The sequence below is a fragment of the Eisenbergiella massiliensis genome (genome assembly GCF_003435485.1).
Genome location: NZ_QVLV01000002.1, coordinates 273,004 through 287,592, shown reverse-complemented (window position 1 = coordinate 287,592; position 14,589 = coordinate 273,004). Strand labels below are relative to the sequence as shown.

The 14,589-nt window shown below is 49.6% G+C and carries 14 protein-coding genes; 13 read left to right on the top strand and 1 reads right to left on the bottom strand.

Annotated elements, in window-relative coordinates:
- Positions 1-14: 14 nt before the first annotated feature.
- The 9 genes from DXC51_RS03875 (at position 15) to DXC51_RS30240 (ending at position 7,264) form a co-directional block, all read left to right on the top strand.
- On the top strand, positions 15-560 hold the full coding sequence (locus DXC51_RS03875) for a cupin domain-containing protein (RefSeq protein ID WP_117543757.1): 546 nt from the start codon (positions 15-17) through the stop codon (positions 558-560).
- 187 nt (positions 561-747) lie between these two features.
- The gene (locus tag DXC51_RS29430) at positions 748-918 is read left to right on the top strand and encodes a hypothetical protein (RefSeq protein WP_181970021.1); all 171 of its coding nucleotides are present in this window, start codon (positions 748-750) and stop codon (positions 916-918) included.
- A gap of 49 nt (positions 919-967) precedes the next feature.
- A complete protein-coding gene (locus tag DXC51_RS03870) occupies positions 968-1,180 on the top strand; it encodes a hypothetical protein (protein WP_025489746.1) in 213 nt (70 codons plus the stop codon).
- Positions 1,177-2,121 (top strand): PHP domain-containing protein, encoded by a 945-nt coding sequence (locus tag DXC51_RS03865; protein ID WP_117530533.1) that lies wholly within the window; start codon positions 1,177-1,179, stop codon positions 2,119-2,121. The genes DXC51_RS03870 and DXC51_RS03865 overlap by 4 nt, the downstream gene beginning before the upstream one ends.
- A 240-nt stretch (positions 2,122-2,361) precedes the next feature.
- The gene (locus tag DXC51_RS03860) at positions 2,362-3,387 is read left to right on the top strand and encodes an ROK family protein (protein ID WP_025489748.1); all 1,026 of its coding nucleotides are present in this window, start codon (positions 2,362-2,364) and stop codon (positions 3,385-3,387) included.
- Between the two features lie 72 nt (positions 3,388-3,459).
- Positions 3,460-4,077 carry a sugar O-acetyltransferase gene (locus DXC51_RS03855; protein ID WP_025489749.1) on the top strand — a complete coding sequence of 206 codons (618 nt, stop codon included), beginning with the start codon at positions 3,460-3,462 and terminating at the stop codon, positions 4,075-4,077.
- Positions 4,078-4,089: 12 nt separating this feature from the next.
- A complete protein-coding gene (locus DXC51_RS03850) occupies positions 4,090-4,971 on the top strand; it encodes an AraC family transcriptional regulator (protein WP_025489750.1) in 882 nt (293 codons plus the stop codon).
- A 137-nt stretch (positions 4,972-5,108) separates the two neighbouring features.
- Positions 5,109-7,106, top strand: a complete 1,998-nt coding sequence (locus DXC51_RS03845; RefSeq protein ID WP_025489751.1) for a glycoside hydrolase family 31 protein — start codon at positions 5,109-5,111, stop codon at positions 7,104-7,106.
- Between the two features lie 26 nt (positions 7,107-7,132).
- Positions 7,133-7,264, top strand: coding sequence for a hypothetical protein (locus DXC51_RS30240; RefSeq protein WP_278336967.1), 132 nt, complete (start codon positions 7,133-7,135; stop codon positions 7,262-7,264).
- Here the strand turns inward: DXC51_RS30240 and DXC51_RS03840 are convergent.
- Positions 7,261-8,079: a helix-turn-helix transcriptional regulator gene (locus DXC51_RS03840; protein WP_025489752.1), complete on the bottom strand. Its 819-nt coding sequence runs from the start codon at positions 8,077-8,079 to the stop codon at positions 7,261-7,263. The two genes, DXC51_RS30240 and DXC51_RS03840, sit on opposite strands and share 4 nt — an antisense overlap.
- 199 nt (positions 8,080-8,278) lie before the next feature.
- Between DXC51_RS03840 and DXC51_RS03835 the strand changes: the two genes are divergently transcribed.
- From DXC51_RS03835 to DXC51_RS03815, 4 genes are all read left to right on the top strand, one after another.
- Entirely contained in the window at positions 8,279-10,339 is a 2,061-nt protein-coding gene (locus DXC51_RS03835) for a glycoside hydrolase family 127 protein (RefSeq protein ID WP_021635879.1), read from the top strand.
- Between the two features lie 312 nt (positions 10,340-10,651).
- Complete coding sequence (locus DXC51_RS03825; RefSeq protein WP_117530532.1) at positions 10,652-11,611, top strand: SGNH/GDSL hydrolase family protein; 960 nt, start codon at positions 10,652-10,654, stop codon at positions 11,609-11,611.
- A gap of 72 nt (positions 11,612-11,683) precedes the next feature.
- Positions 11,684-13,045: a Trk system potassium transporter TrkA gene (gene trkA / locus DXC51_RS03820; RefSeq protein WP_021635876.1), complete on the top strand. Its 1,362-nt coding sequence runs from the start codon at positions 11,684-11,686 to the stop codon at positions 13,043-13,045.
- A 17-nt stretch (positions 13,046-13,062) separates the two neighbouring features.
- Positions 13,063-14,499: a TrkH family potassium uptake protein gene (locus DXC51_RS03815; protein ID WP_117543755.1), complete on the top strand. Its 1,437-nt coding sequence runs from the start codon at positions 13,063-13,065 to the stop codon at positions 14,497-14,499.
- Positions 14,500-14,589 lie beyond the last annotated feature (90 nt).

Here is a 14,589-nt window from a genome sequence, read left to right as displayed (position 1 = left end):
GATGGACTGATTAATTGGAAAATAAACCAACACAGGATGGGACAGTTAAAAAATTGTATCATATTGATAATTTGCCGCAGGATGCCGTATGGAGGGACAAAATAGGCCTTTGTACCCGTTCCCTGGGGCAAGCGGCAGGCAGCAGGAACCTTTATGTGAATATAGACAGTGTGCCGCCTGGCGCTTACAGCACCCGTTTTCACAGCCATTCCCAGCAGGAAGAGTTTTTTCTGGTTCTGGAGGGATGCGGAACACTGCATCTTAATGATGATTGTATTCCGGTAAAGGCGGGAGATTTCTTTGCCAAGCCGGCGGGAGAGGGAATTGCGCATACATTTTACAATTCAGGGGAAAAACCGTTGGTTCTGCTGGATGTGGGAACTGTGGAAAAGGAAGATACCTGTATATATCCAAGGGATAATATGCTGATGCACAAGTCCAATGGCATAACAAGAGTTTTCCGCCTGGACAGCGAAGAACATACCTGGACTTCAGAACCGAATGAGGAAGTTGTAGATGAAAATGGCTGTACGACAGATTCTTTGCAGGTCCTAAAATGAACTTGCTGTCTCAGGTCTGCTATGATATCATGGCAGCAGGACAGACAAGGAATCAACAGGCAGGATTTGGGTAAAATGGTGATATACGCATCAGCTTTACTGTTACCCGAAATTGTATAATATAATCCTGATGAGCAATGGATAGACATTGCAAATCCAAACATCATTGCAATGGATAGACATTGCAATGATGTTTGGATTTGCAAAAATAAGCGGCGGTAATGTGGATATTGCAAACCGTATTTTTGAGGTACGCCTGTATAACTATTTTTTAGCTACGGCAGAGGCACAAAGCAGTAAAATTGGTATCAAGGAAATACAATTCGGTGACAGGATTTTGATAGAGGCCGTGGTTTAACATAGCTGTGAAAATCCTGGACCGCTACTACAGAAAAGAGGAGTCTGTTTTGGAAAAGAAATTTAAAGAGCTTTATCTTGCGGGAGAAATTGAATTTGAGGAAATCGATGATTATGTTGAAAAATGGAATAACAGTGACGAACCCTGTACGCTTCGTGAATACCTCGGGCTGAATGCACAGGAAGAGGATGTATGGATTGAAGACAGCGACGAAGCGCTGCAGGAGCTTCTTGACAGTCAGAAAAAGGGAAGCAGAGCATGAGCTGGCTGGATTTGCACATGCATTCGGAAGTAAGCCTGGACGGGGAATATTCTCCAAAGCAGCTCGCCGGGCTTTGCCATGAGAAAGGCCTGAAGGTGGCGGCGCTGTCTGATCATAATTCAGTCAGGGGCGTGGAAGAAATGATGGTATCCTGCGCCCGTTTCGGTATCCGCGGGATACCGGCGGTGGAGCTGGACTGCACCTTTGACGGCGTGGACCTGCACCTGCTGGGCTATGGAATCGATTATCATGACAGCAGATACGCAGAACTGGAAAACAGGATACTTTCCCGGAAAAAGGAAATTTCCTTTCGTGCAATGAAGATACTGCGGGACATAGGGATTATTTTTGAGGAAGAAAAGGTTCTGGCCCTTTCCCGGAATGGAATTGTGGTGGGAGAAACTATTGCGGAAGCGGCACTGGCAGATGAACGCAATCTCAACAATCCCCTGCTTCTTCCTTACCGGCCGGGCGGTGAGCGGGGAGACAATCCCTATGTCAATTTTTTCTGGGATTTCTGTTCCCAGGGGAAGCCGGCCTATTTCCCGGCAGATTATCCTGCTTTTGAGGAAGCGCAGCAGCTGATAGAGGATACAGGCGGAATATCGGTGATAGCCCATCCGGCCAATACCGTAGGCAAAAACCGGGACAGAATACGCACGATGGTGAAAATGGGCGTATCAGGGCTGGAGGTCTACAGCAGCTACCATACTGCAGAGGATGTAACCTGGTTTCATCGGCTGGCAGAGGAACTGGAGCTGCTGGAAACGATGGGAAGTGATTTCCATGGAAAGACCAAGCCTTCCGTCGTATTGGGAGGGACAAATGCCAGGCTGCTGAAAACAAATGCAGCGCTGGGAGAGGAAAACGGTCCTTCTCAGGAAGAGCGCACGCTCGCTTTGCTGGATTATCTTCTGAAAATCCACGCCACCTTTCGGTAGCCGGATGGAGCAAAGCTTCAGCCCCGTCTGAGCTGTTACAATAATTCAGTTACCGGAACGAACTGGCAGGAAAAAACATTGATTTTGTTTTCATAAAAATATTGACAAAAGGAAAAAAACTCATTACATTATAAATATCCTTTATAAAGTATCTTTTTAAAGTGTTGCCGAAAAATACAGGGCAAAGAATTAACCTCAGGGGCACGGGAATAAGAAGCAAAACAGATATTGGGAGAATGGATGAAGGCAGATACCAGATTAATGAAGCAACTGAATAAAAGTACGCTGCGGAACATCCTTTCACAGAAAAGGACGGCTACCAAGCCTGAGCTGGCAAAATACAGCGGCCTGAGCGTGGTGACGGTGAATGCCCTGCTCTCTGAAATGCTTTATAGCGGCGAGGTGCAGGAAAGCGGAAACGCGCCCTCCGGCGGCGGGCGTCCCTCCATGCAGTACCGCTATAACTACGATTACCGCACAGTGGCTGTGGTATACGGGCATCAATTGGAGGGGCGAAGCTACATACATACGCTGGCCGTTAATCTGGACGGTAAAAAGCTGTGGGAACGGCAGGAATACATGGAGGAGATCGGTCCTGAGAGCTTTGACTCCGTTCTGGATGAGGTATTTGCCGCCTTCGGCAATACCGGGCTGATTGCTTTCGGCCTGCCGGGGGAGGCGATTGGCAATGAGGTAATCATCAACGATTTCAAAGGGCTGGAGGGACGTGTATTTCTTCCCCGGATCAGGGAGCGCTATCAGGTTCCTGTCCTGTTTGAAAATGATATCAATGCCATGACCTACGGCTATTATCAGTCAAAATGCGTAGAAGGAGAAGCCTGTGTGGCAGGGATTTATTTCCCGCGATCCTTTTTCCCCGGGGCGGGCCTGGTCCTTAACGGTAGCATTTACTATGGCGCTTCACATTTTGCGGGAGAGATGGGAGCTATGTACACGCCGGTGCCGTGGGATAAGCTGGATTATTTTGATGGAGAGCAGGTGCTTCACCAGCTGGAGGAGGTCCTGGTTTCCTACAGCTGTATCGCCGCACCGTCCCGTTTTGTCCTGTATGGTGATTTTTTCACCGCTGATATGTCCCGCCTTCTGGAACAGCGTGTGGGAAGCCGGCTGGGCGGAAGCTTCCGCGTCCGTGTGGAGACCTCCGAAAAGCTGGAGGAGGATTACGAAACCGGCATGATAAGCCTTGCTCTGAAGCGTATCGTAGAGGATATGGATGCGCTGCAGGACAGGGAAGTAAAGCTTTAAAGGAGCTATAAAGGATAATCAGCAACCGGAAAAAGTTACGGTAAATTATAAGAAATGAGGATGGATACAGCGATGAATCAGAAAGAAAGAATGCTGGCCGGGCTGCCTTATAAGGCATGGCTGGACGGCCTGACGGAAGAACGTGAGGAAAATAAGAAGCGGATCTACCGCTATAACAATACGCCGCCGGAGCAGGGAGAAGAGCTCGGCGCGCTGATCAGGGAAATTATCGGAAAATGCGGGAAAAATATTTTCATTGAACCGCCGTTCCGCTGCGATTACGGCAGCAACATTGAAGTGGGTGAGAATTTCTTCGCCAACTATAACCTGACAATCCTGGATGTGGGAAAGGTGACCATAGGTAAAAATGCACAGATCGCACCCAATGTTTCAATCTTTACCGCAGGCCATCCCGTACATCCTGATTCCAGGAATTCAGGCTATGAATATGGCATCAGCGTGACAATCGGCGACAATGTATGGCTGGGAGGCAATACAGTGATCAATCCGGGCGTAACCATTGGGAACAATGTGGTAATCGGCGCCGGGAGCGTTGTGACAAAGGATATTCCTGATAATGTGATCGCAGTGGGCAATCCCTGCAGGGTGCTGCGCGCAATCACGGAGGAGGATCGAAAATACTATTTTAAAGACCGGGAATTTGACGTGGATGATTATAAACCGGAGTAAAAGGAACCGCAGATGAAACAGCCCAGACCCTTAAGAGAAAACAGAAAGCATGGAGATTTACTGTTCCCTGTCAGCGCATATGAGACAAAAATGGAAGAGGATTTCCAGATGCCGCTGAGCTATCACTGGCATCCGGAAATTGAGATTTTCTTCATTACTTCAGGCAAGGCCAATTTTCAGGTGGAGGCGGAACAGTTCGTGATTGAGGAGGGGGATGTGCTTTTAATTAAGCCCAATACCCTCCACGGCTCCCATGACTGCTTCGGGACAAAGCTGGAATTCAGGGCGGTGGTTTTTGACTACAGCTTCCTTTCCGGGATGGCCAATGACAGAATTGAACAGAAATATCTTCAGCCCTTGCTGGCGCAGGAGCAAGGCAGGTATATCCTGCTGCGGGAGAAGAACAGCATTCAGAAGGCGCTGTTTGAAATGCTCAATAAAACCTTCTTTGTTTTCGATGAAAAGGAAAAGGGCTATGAGCTGCTTGTCCGCGCTTACCTTCTTCAGGTGGTTTACGATATTATCATGCTTCAGAAGGAAGAAATCCAGCCGGTGAAGGCCAATACGAGAAAGAGTGAAATGATCCGGAAAATTGTAGGTTTTGTGGAGGAAAATTATACCCAGCGCATCGTCCTGAACTCTCTGGCAGCCTACCTTTCCGTAAGCGAGGGCTATCTGTGCCGTTTCTTCAGGGAAAATTTCCATATGACCTTTGTGGAATATGTGCAGCGGGTCAGATTCCGGAAAGCGGAACGCCTTTTGAAGGAAACGGATGATCCGGTGGGAAAGATTGCGTTGGATGTGGGCTTTGGAAGCGGGAACTATTTCACCACAGAGTTTGGGAAGCTGTATCATACCACACCGCAGAAATATAGAAAAGGTCAGGATACTTAAAAAACTGGTCAATATACATAATGAATCCATAAAAAAGAATGAATATAATGGTGGCAGACAGGTGAACAGCCTGTTTGCCATTTTTGGATCTGTCCAAGATATTGACAGTTCCTTATCCAAACAGAGGAGGATTTGCTATGTATACAATGAGTCAGGAAGGAAATGCCCTCGTTTACCGTTATGATGGTGAGGTGCTTTCCGTAGAGCCCTGGGGAGCCAACAGCTTCCGTGTCCGTTCCACGATTCTCGGAGAACTGGAGGATACGGATTATGCATTGCTTAAACAGGATGAAGTGAAAGCTGAAATAACCGTGGGTGAGTATCGTTCGGAAATTGTGAACGGGAAAATCCGTGCGGTCCTTGAAGTGAGCAACTGGTCAAAGAAGTGTGATATTTCTTTTTACAACCAGAATGGGAAGCTTCTTTTAAAGGAAGCGGGAGAGGGCGGCGCCCTGAATAAGAAAAACCGTTTCTTCAAACCCATCATCGGAGGAGATTTTCACCTGACCGTGACCTTTGCTTCCGAGCCGAAGGAAAAGCTGTTCGGTATGGGACAGTACCAGCAGGATATCCTGAATGTAAAAAACTGCAATCTTGAGCTGGCCCACAGAAATTCCCAGGCAAGCGTTCCCTTCGTGCTGTCGGATCAGGGCTATGGCTTCCTGTGGCACAATCCGGCTGTCGGCCGTGTGAGCTTTGCCTCCAACACCACAGAGTGGTATGCGGAAAGCACAAAGCAGATGGATTACTGGATTACCGCAGGGGATACGCCGGATGAAATCGAGCGTGCCTATGCGGATGCTACGGGCAAGGTGCCCATGATGCCTGAATATGGAATGGGCTTCTGGCAGTGCAAGCTGCGTTACTGGAATCAGGAGCAGCTGCTGGAGGTTGCCAGGGAATATAAAAAGAGAAATATTCCTATTGATGTCATCGTCTGTGACTTTTTCCACTGGCCGAAAATGGGTGATTTCCGTTTTGACGAGGAATTTTTCCCGGATCCGGACGCTATGGTCAGGGAGCTGAAAGACATGGGAATCGAGCTGATGGTTTCCGTATGGCCCCAGATCGACTGGAAAAGTGAAAACTATGAGGAAATGAAACAGAAGGGGCTTCTTGTAAAGGCGGAAAAGGGTGTGGACATCGCCATGCTTTACAATGGCAACAGTACCTTCTATGATGCCACCAACCCCCGTTCACGCGCATATGTATGGGACAAATGCAAGCAGAATTACTATGACAAGGGAATCAAGGTATTCTGGCTGGATGAAGCGGAGCCGGAATACAGCGGCTATGATTTCGATAATTACCGTTATTATCAGGGAACCAATGCCCAGATTGGAAACATTTATCCCCAGGCTTATGCGAGAACCTTCTATGAAGGACAGACGGAAGCCGGGCAGGAAGATGTGGTTAACCTGCTTCGCTGCGCATGGGCCGGCAGCCAGCGTTACGGCGCGCTTGTATGGTCAGGAGACATCCATTCCGACTGGGAGACCTTCCGCAGACAGGTATGTGCCGGCCTGAATATGGGCGTGGCGGGGATTCCCTGGTGGACCACCGATATCGGCGGCTTTTCCGGAGGAAACCCGGAGGACGAAAGCTTCCGCAGGCTGCTGGTGCGCTGGTTTGAGTGGGGAACCTTCTGTCCGGTAATGCGTCTGCATGGTGACCGTGTCCCTTCTCAGAGAGTGATGAATCAGGCGGGAGAGGTGATGCAGCCCACCGGCGCTGATAATGAGGTATGGAGCTTCGGCGGGGAAAACTGTGAAACCCTGGTAAAATACATCCGTTTCCGTGAAGCCATGAGACCTTATACCAGAAAGCTGATGGAAGAGGCCCATACCCTGGGCAGGCCCGTAATGCGTACCATGTTCTATGAGTTCCCGGAGCAGGAGTGCTGCTGGGATATGAAGGAGCAGTATATGTACGGAAGCGACATGCTGGTTGCCCCGGTTATGTATGAGGACGCTGTGGAGTGTCAGGTATATCTTCCTGCAGGCGCAAAGTGGACGCTGGTACATGACGGTACGGAATACGAAGGCGGGCAGACCGTTACTGTAAAGGCAGATCTGGATGTGATCCCTGTCTTTTTACGCGATGGAAAACTTTCTGAGCTGGTGGGGCTGATTTAAAAAAGGAAACTGCGCAGCAGCCCAGTGTGGCTGCTGTGGCAGGATTTACGGCCATCCTGGCCCTGGCAGGCAGATGCCTGGAATATAAAGCCGTAAGGAAGGTCACGCAGCCGCTTGCAGCAGTGCATTCTCTGTGCGCCCTGGCCTCCGTGCTTTAAGATCCCAGGTTCTCCTGCCGGTACTGGCTTGGAGACACGCCGTATTTCCTTTTAAAGGTCCGGCTCATGTGGAATTCGTCGCAGAAACCGAAATTCAGCGCTGTTTCATGCAGCTTGACCTCCGGCTGGCTTAACAGGAACTGGCGCACCATTTCCAGCTTTACATCCATCTGATAGGCATACAGCGTCTTGCCGTATGCCTTTTTAAATTGGTTGGAAAGCGTCCTTTCACATACAAAGAAACGATCTGCCAGGTCCTTCCCTGTAAAAAAAGTCTGGGGCGTCGTCTGAATCAGCCGTGATGCTTCTGCCAGAATATTGTGGGAGGAAGAGGCTGACACCGGCTTTTCCTGCTGCTCCTTCAGCTCGCAGAGAAGCAGGTTTATGAGAAGGGAAAGCTTATCCTCACGCAGAGAAGAGCCGTTCCACCGCAGGGAGATGATTTCCTGGAAAATCTCTTTTATCCGGGGATTATCCTGACAGTGAATCAGGGAATGAAATTCCGCCAGCCGGGAAGAGGAAGCAGTCCCCATGCGTTCCGCCTCCAGCGGTTTTACATGAATATACATGTGTTTATTATTAGGGGTGCACAGCCCCTTCCCATAATGGTGCCTGCCTGCCGGCAGAATGAGCAAATCATCGGAATGCATTTCATAACAGGAGTTTTCCTCCATAATCCGCCAGCTTCCATCAAGCATATACAGGAAATCATGCTCGTCCATAACCCTGTCCGGATGAGGCGTGGGGTTGATAAATGTTATATAATTGGCCGAACTGACGCGCCGCGGGCTCATCAACTGAAAATAAGCGCTCATATTGCCCTCCGTTAACGGTTCATTCCCTTCACAGTTACTGTTAACAGCTGACTGAAGGGTTACCTTGCTTTTCCATATTATACATGCTGCTTTCCATAATAGCAATGGAAAAGCTTTGCTGTGCCTGTTAGGATAAATATAAATCAAGCGGCATTTGGAAAACGTCCCAAATGTGACGCAGCGCAGGAGGATAACAAATATGGAAAAAAACAGACAGAGCAGTCCGGTTTCCTTAAGAAAGGTACAGGTAACCGATGCATTCTGGAAGCATGAAATGGAGCTGGTACGCAGGGAAGTCATTCCTTATCAGTGGGAGGCGTTAAACGACCGCATTCCGGAGGCTGATCCCAGCTTCTGTATGCGCAACTTTAAAATTGCCGGAAAAATAACGGCGCAGAGAAAGGAAATGGGCGCGGATTATAAAGAAGTAAAGTGGCCTATTATTTTCCAGCCGCTGCCGGAGGATATGGAGCATATGGAGGATCGTTTTTACGGCTGCCTGTTCCAGGACAGCGATTTCTCCAAATGGATTGAGGCGGTGGGCTACTCTCTGACCCAGCATCCCGATGCAGAGCTTGAAAAGACAGCGGATGAGGCAATTGACATCGTATGCGCCGCACAACAGGAAAACGGTTATCTGGATACCTATTACATCATCAATGATATGTCAAAGGTATTCACCAATCTTAAGGATAACCATGAGCTTTACTGCTTTGGGCACCTCACCGAGGGTGCCGTTGCTTATTACCAGGCGACAGGAAAGGATAAGCTTCTGAAGGCTGCGCAAAGATATGCGGATTATATCGCTTCCTGTTTCGGCCCCGAACCGGATAAGAAAAAGGGCTATCCCGGCCATGAGATCGCAGAGATGGCGCTGGTGCGTCTCTATGAAGCGACGGGCGATGACAAATATCTGAATCTGAGCCGTTTCTTTGTGGATCAGCGTGGAACCAGACCTTACTATTTTGATGCGGAGCATCCTGAAGCCGTGAAAAAAGGCCATGAGGATGAGCTGCGCTATCAGTACAACCAGGCCCACCTGCCTGTCCGGGAACAGGATGAAGCCGTAGGACATGCGGTGCGTGCGGTTTATCTGTATTCCGGTATGGCGGATATTGCCAGGCTGACAGGAGATGAAGCGCTCTATGCGGCCTGCGAGAAGCTTTGGGACAATATCACCCGTAAGAAAATGTACATCACCGGAGGTATCGGCGCCACCCATATGGGCGAGGCCTTTTCCTTCAATTACGATCTGCCCAATGATACGGCATATGCGGAAACCTGTGCTTCCATCGGACTCGTTTTCTTTGCAAGGAGAATGCTGGAAATTAAAGCGGACAGAAAATACGCCGACGTGATGGAACGCGCTCTTTACAATGGCATCCTCAGCGGCATGGCTCTGGACGGCAAAAGCTTCTTCTATGTGAATCCTCTGGAAAGCCTGCCGGAGGCCTGCCACAAGGACGAACGTAAATTCCATGTAAAACCCGTCCGCCAGAAATGGTTCGGCTGTGCCTGCTGTCCTCCCAATATCGCAAGACTACTCAGCTCCATTGCATCTTATGCCTATACGGAAGCGGAGGATTCCCTTTATGTGCATCTGTATATGGGCAGCGTCCTGGAAAAGGACTGCGGCGGTAAAAAGCTGGATCTGCGAATTACTTCCGACTTCCCCTGGGACGGTAAGGTGACGGCTGAGGTCAATGCCGAGGCGCCGACAGCCTGCAGGATCGCTTTCCGCATTCCGGGCTGGTGCAGGGATTATACCATAAACGGGAAAAAAGGCCTCCGGGAAGGCGAGTCAGTAACCGAAAACGGTGAAACCAGAACGGTGAAAGACGGCTACCTTATCATCGATAGAGTATGGGAAGGCGGAGAAAAGCTGGAACTGGAATTCCCCATGGAGGTTCGCCTGATGCAGGCGGACGGCAGGGTGAGAGAGGACATCGGCAAGGCCGCCGTGATGAGAGGGCCTGTCGTTTACTGTATGGAGGAAGCGGACAATGGCAAAAATCTCCATCTGTGCTCCCTGGCGGCGGATCCTGCGCCGGAAGCAAAGGCGGAAGAAAAGCTTGGACAGCGCATGGTCACTGTGACAACAAAGGGAAAACGCCTTGTCATGCAGCCTGAGGAAGCAGGGGAGCTGTATCAGGAGTACAGCAGGCCTGAATATGAAGAAGTACAGCTTCAGTGGATTCCTTATTTTGCCTGGGCCAACAGGGGCGAGGGTGAAATGCAGGTATTTATTAAGGCAGAATAAACAGGTAAAGGTTTTGGATTCAAACCAATAATGTAGAAATATGCCGGATTTTCGGGAAGAAAAAAGAAGCCTGTGGCGGACTTTTTCTTCCCTTTTTTTAAACATTATAATCTGCTGCAGGATTCGCCATGCCCCGTACAGCCCTGAAAAAGGCGGGTTTTCAGGCGGCAGCCGCAGCTGCAAAGGAGACTGTCGGCTGCCTGAAGGCGCATTCTGTCAATTATCGCAGGAAGGGATTGCCTTTTCCTGAAAGTCAACGTATAATAAGGATGCTTGGTTGCAGGAAACTTGTTTTCGCAGAAAGGATTTAGTATGACGAAAAAAGTGAAAGGCAGGATACTGAAAGCGGCGCTGACGCTTGCAGCGGTATGTGCGCTGACGGTACCGTCCATGACAATACGGGCAGATAAAACGGCAGAGGCCGGAGATGATACACAGGTAATCCAGACGGCTGTACAGGTGCAGGATACGGTCCAGCCCTCCGGGACAGGACAGGCGGCCGGTGAAGAGGCGGTTCCCCTGCCTGTGGCAGATCCGGAAGAGTATACCGGACAGCTGCAGGACATCCGCCAGATTCTGCAGACGCAGCTGGAACAGGTACAGCTACAGATCCAGACGCTTACCCAGCTTCAGGAAGCCTCCGTCATTGATGCGGCGCAGCTGCAGCTTCTGGGACAGCTGCAGGCGCTGGAGCAGACGCAGGTGCAGCAGATTGCCATGACGGATGCCCAGATTGAAGCATTTATGGGACTGGCGGCCATACAGGAAGAGCTTCCGGCAGGGCCGGAAATCATTTTCGTGGGAGATTCCAGGTTCGTGCAGATGAACAATGCGGTGGGCGACAACGGTTTTGTATGGATAGCCAAATCCTCCCAGGGTTATAAATGGTTTGCATCCGAAGCCATACCCCAGATCGATGAAGCGGTTGGCAATGGGACGAAGATCATCATTAACCTCGGCGTAAACGATGTGGCAAATGTGAATGCTTATGCCGAGCTGGTGAACAGGAAGGCCGCAGAATGGATACAGAAGGGCGCAACCGTCTATTATTCCTCCGTGAACCCTGTGGAGAATGGAAAATACATAACCAAATCCATGGTAAGCAATTTCAACAGGAAGCTGCAGGCGCGCCTCAGCCCGGAAATCCACTGGATAGACAGCTATTCCTATCTTCAGGGGACAGGCTATACGCTTACGGACGGCCTCCATTTCAGCAATGGGACCTACAAGAATCTGTACCGTTATTATCTCTCTGCTTTGGGACGCGCATAATGTGGATGTTTTTTATTCCCGCAGGCAGTATGTTTAGACTAAAGAAGAAGGAAACAAGGTAAGGAAACACAAATGAAAATCATAATCGCCGGCTGCGGCAAAGTTGGATATGCCCTGGCCGAACAGCTGAATGAAGAGGGTCACGAGCTGACCATCATTGACATCAATGAAGAAAAAGGAAGGCTGGTGGGAAATGTGCTGGATGTTATGTGCATCCAGGGCAATGCCACCAGCTATCGCGTACAGGAGGAAGCGGGCGTTAAGGAAGCGGATCTCCTGATAGCGGTTACCAATAAGGATGAAGTGAATCTACTGTGCTGCCTGATCGCAAGAAAGGCGGGGCACTGCCAGACAATTGCCAGGGTACGCGACCCTGGCTATTATGCCGAAATAGGGTTTATTAAGGAAGAACTGGGGCTGTCCCTGGCCATTAATCCGGAGCTGGCTGCGGCTTCTGATATCGCCAGGCTGATCCGGGTGCCCTCCGCCATGGAGGTGGACGCCTTTGCCAAGGGAAAGGTGGATCTGGTGAGGTTCCGCATCCCGGAAAATTCTACCTGGGCGGATAAGAAGATCAGCGACGCAACAAAAAAGTTCGGCTTCAGCCTGCTGATATGTGTTGTGGAAAGAGACGGCAGCCATGACGTCATTATTCCGGACGGCAATACCATTCTTCATGAAGGGGATTATATTTCCGTAATCGTTTCCCCGGATAAAATGAAGGCGCTGTTTGCAAGCATCGGCATCGAGAGCAAAATGATTAAGGACGTCATGATAGCCGGTGGAGGGACTCTGGCTTATTATCTGGCAAGAAAGCTGTTGGAATCCAAAATTCAGGTGAAGATTATTGAAAATAACAGGGCCAGATGCGACGAGCTCAGCGAGCTTCTGCCCAAGGCAATGATTATCTACGGAGATGCCTCCGCGACGGATCTTCTCCGGGAGGAGGGGATTGAGAGCACGGATGCCTTTATTTCACTGACCGGGCTGGACGAGGAAAACGTCATGCTTTCCTGCTATGTGGGAAAGGTGTCCAAAGCCAAGGTGATTACCAAAATCAACAAAATTAATTATGGCGGCATCATTGATAATTTTGATATCGGGAGCGTAGTCAGCCCCAAATATATTACGGCGGAGCATATTATCAAATATGTCCGCAGCATGCAGAATTCCATGGGAAGCGCCGTGGAAGCTGTTTACCGGATCATAGACAACAAGGTAGAAGCGCTGGAATTTTCCGTGAAAAAGGATTCCAGGGTGCTTGATGTTCCCTTAAGCCAGCTGAAGCTGAAGAAAAATCTGCTGCTGTGCAATATTATCAGAAGAGGAAAGATTATCCTGCCCTCCGGACAGGACATGATTAAGGCCGGAGATACCGTGATTGTGGTAACCACACACAAGGGCCTGGATGATATCGACGATATTCTTGCCTAGAAGGAGCAATCGTAACCATGAATTACAAAAGTATTAGCTATATACTCGGCTGGATCATGAAGGTGGAGGGCGTATTCCTCCTCCTTCCTCTGGCCGTGTCTCTTCTTTACAGAGAAAAGACATGGCCGGTTTTTCTGGCCTGTGCACTGCTGTCCTTTATCCTTGGGACAGCTCTTTCCTTCAAGAGACCTGAAAATACGCAGTTCTATGCGAGGGAAGGGTATGTGGGAGTTGCGCTTGGATGGATTGTGATGAGCCTGATTGGCGCGCTGCCATTTTATTTTACGGGTGAGATCCCCAGTTTTACGGATTCCCTGTTTGAGATCATCTCCGGCTTTACCACAACGGGAGCTAGCATCCTGCCCCGGGTGGAGGATCTGTCCCATGGTATCCTGTTCTGGAGAAGCTTTTCACACTGGATCGGCGGTATGGGCGTTCTGGTATTTGTTCTGCAGATTCTTCCTATGTCAAGCGGCCAGACAATGCATCTGATGCGTGCGGAAAGCCCGGGGCCTTCCGTGAGCAAGCTTGTGCCGAGAATACGTACCACGGCTTTTTTCCTTTATGGAATTTATGTGGCGCTCACCGTTTTGGAAATCGTGCTTCTTCTTTTAGGAAGAATCCCCATGTTTGATGCGGTCTGCACCGCCTTCGGAACGGCCGGTACCGGCGGCTTCGGCATCCGTTCGGACAGTATTGCAGGCTACAGCCCCTATATTCAGGTGATTGTCACCATTTTCATGATGCTGTTCGGAACCAATTTCGCTTTTTATTATCTGATCATTGCCAAAAAAGTGAAGGATGCCTTCTGCATGGAGGAGGTAAAAGCCTATTTTGCAATCTTTACGGCGGCCACGCTTCTGATAGCGTTTAATATCCTTTCCCAGATGGGAAATGTGGGGGACAGCCTCCGGCATGCGGCCTTCCAGGTTGCCTCCATCATGACCACCACAGGCTTTGCCACCACGGATTTTGACCAGTGGCCCGAATTTTCCAGGACGCTTCTTGTGATGCTTATGTTTATCGGAGCCTGTGCCGGCAGCACGGGCGGCGGCATTAAGGTTTCCCGAATCCTGATGTATATGAAAACCATCAAAAAGGAACTGGGGATCCTGATTCACCCCAGAAGCGTAAAGATTGTAATGATGGACGGGAAAAAGCTGGATCACCCGGTGGTGAGGGCGGCTAATATATTCCTGATTTCCTATGCGGGAATCCTGGTGGCGTCCATCCTTTTGCTGACCATAGACAATTTTGATTTTACAACCAACGTTACGGCGGTTATTTCAGCGCTTAATAATATCGGCCCCGGCCTGTCGCTGGTGGGGCCTGCCGGGAATTTCGCTTTCTTTTCCGGCTTTTCCAAATATGTGCTGATGTTTGACATGCTTGCAGGAAGACTTGAAATTTTCCCCATGCTGCTTCTGTTCGTTCCTTATACCTGGAAAAAATAGATTGCATATTGTGTGGAAAGAATGCTATAATTTATTCAATCACGGATAGGCCGGGCAGTCTGAAAAAAGACTGCCCGAATTAAAGGGGAA

Excerpts from the sequence above, each read along its gene's own strand:
- DXC51_RS03815 (WP_117543755.1), top strand. The coding sequence starts at position 13,063 with ATGAATTACAAAAGTATTAGCTATATACTCGGCTGGATCATGAAGGTG.
- DXC51_RS03860 (WP_025489748.1), top strand. The coding sequence starts at position 2,362 with ATGAAGGCAGATACCAGATTAATGAAGCAACTGAATAAAAGTACGCTG.
- DXC51_RS03835 (WP_021635879.1), top strand. The coding sequence starts at position 8,279 with ATGGAAAAAAACAGACAGAGCAGTCCGGTTTCCTTAAGAAAGGTACAG.
- trkA (WP_021635876.1), top strand. The coding sequence starts at position 11,684 with ATGAAAATCATAATCGCCGGCTGCGGCAAAGTTGGATATGCCCTGGCC.
- DXC51_RS03845 (WP_025489751.1), top strand. The coding sequence starts at position 5,109 with ATGTATACAATGAGTCAGGAAGGAAATGCCCTCGTTTACCGTTATGAT.
- DXC51_RS03850 (WP_025489750.1), top strand. The coding sequence starts at position 4,090 with ATGAAACAGCCCAGACCCTTAAGAGAAAACAGAAAGCATGGAGATTTA.
- DXC51_RS03855 (WP_025489749.1), top strand. The coding sequence starts at position 3,460 with ATGAATCAGAAAGAAAGAATGCTGGCCGGGCTGCCTTATAAGGCATGG.
- DXC51_RS29430 (WP_181970021.1), top strand. The coding sequence starts at position 748 with ATGATGTTTGGATTTGCAAAAATAAGCGGCGGTAATGTGGATATTGCA.
- DXC51_RS03865 (WP_117530533.1), top strand. The coding sequence starts at position 1,177 with ATGAGCTGGCTGGATTTGCACATGCATTCGGAAGTAAGCCTGGACGGG.
- DXC51_RS03825 (WP_117530532.1), top strand. The coding sequence starts at position 10,652 with ATGACGAAAAAAGTGAAAGGCAGGATACTGAAAGCGGCGCTGACGCTT.
- DXC51_RS03840 (WP_025489752.1), bottom strand. The coding sequence starts at position 8,079 with ATGAGCGCTTATTTTCAGTTGATGAGCCCGCGGCGCGTCAGTTCGGCC.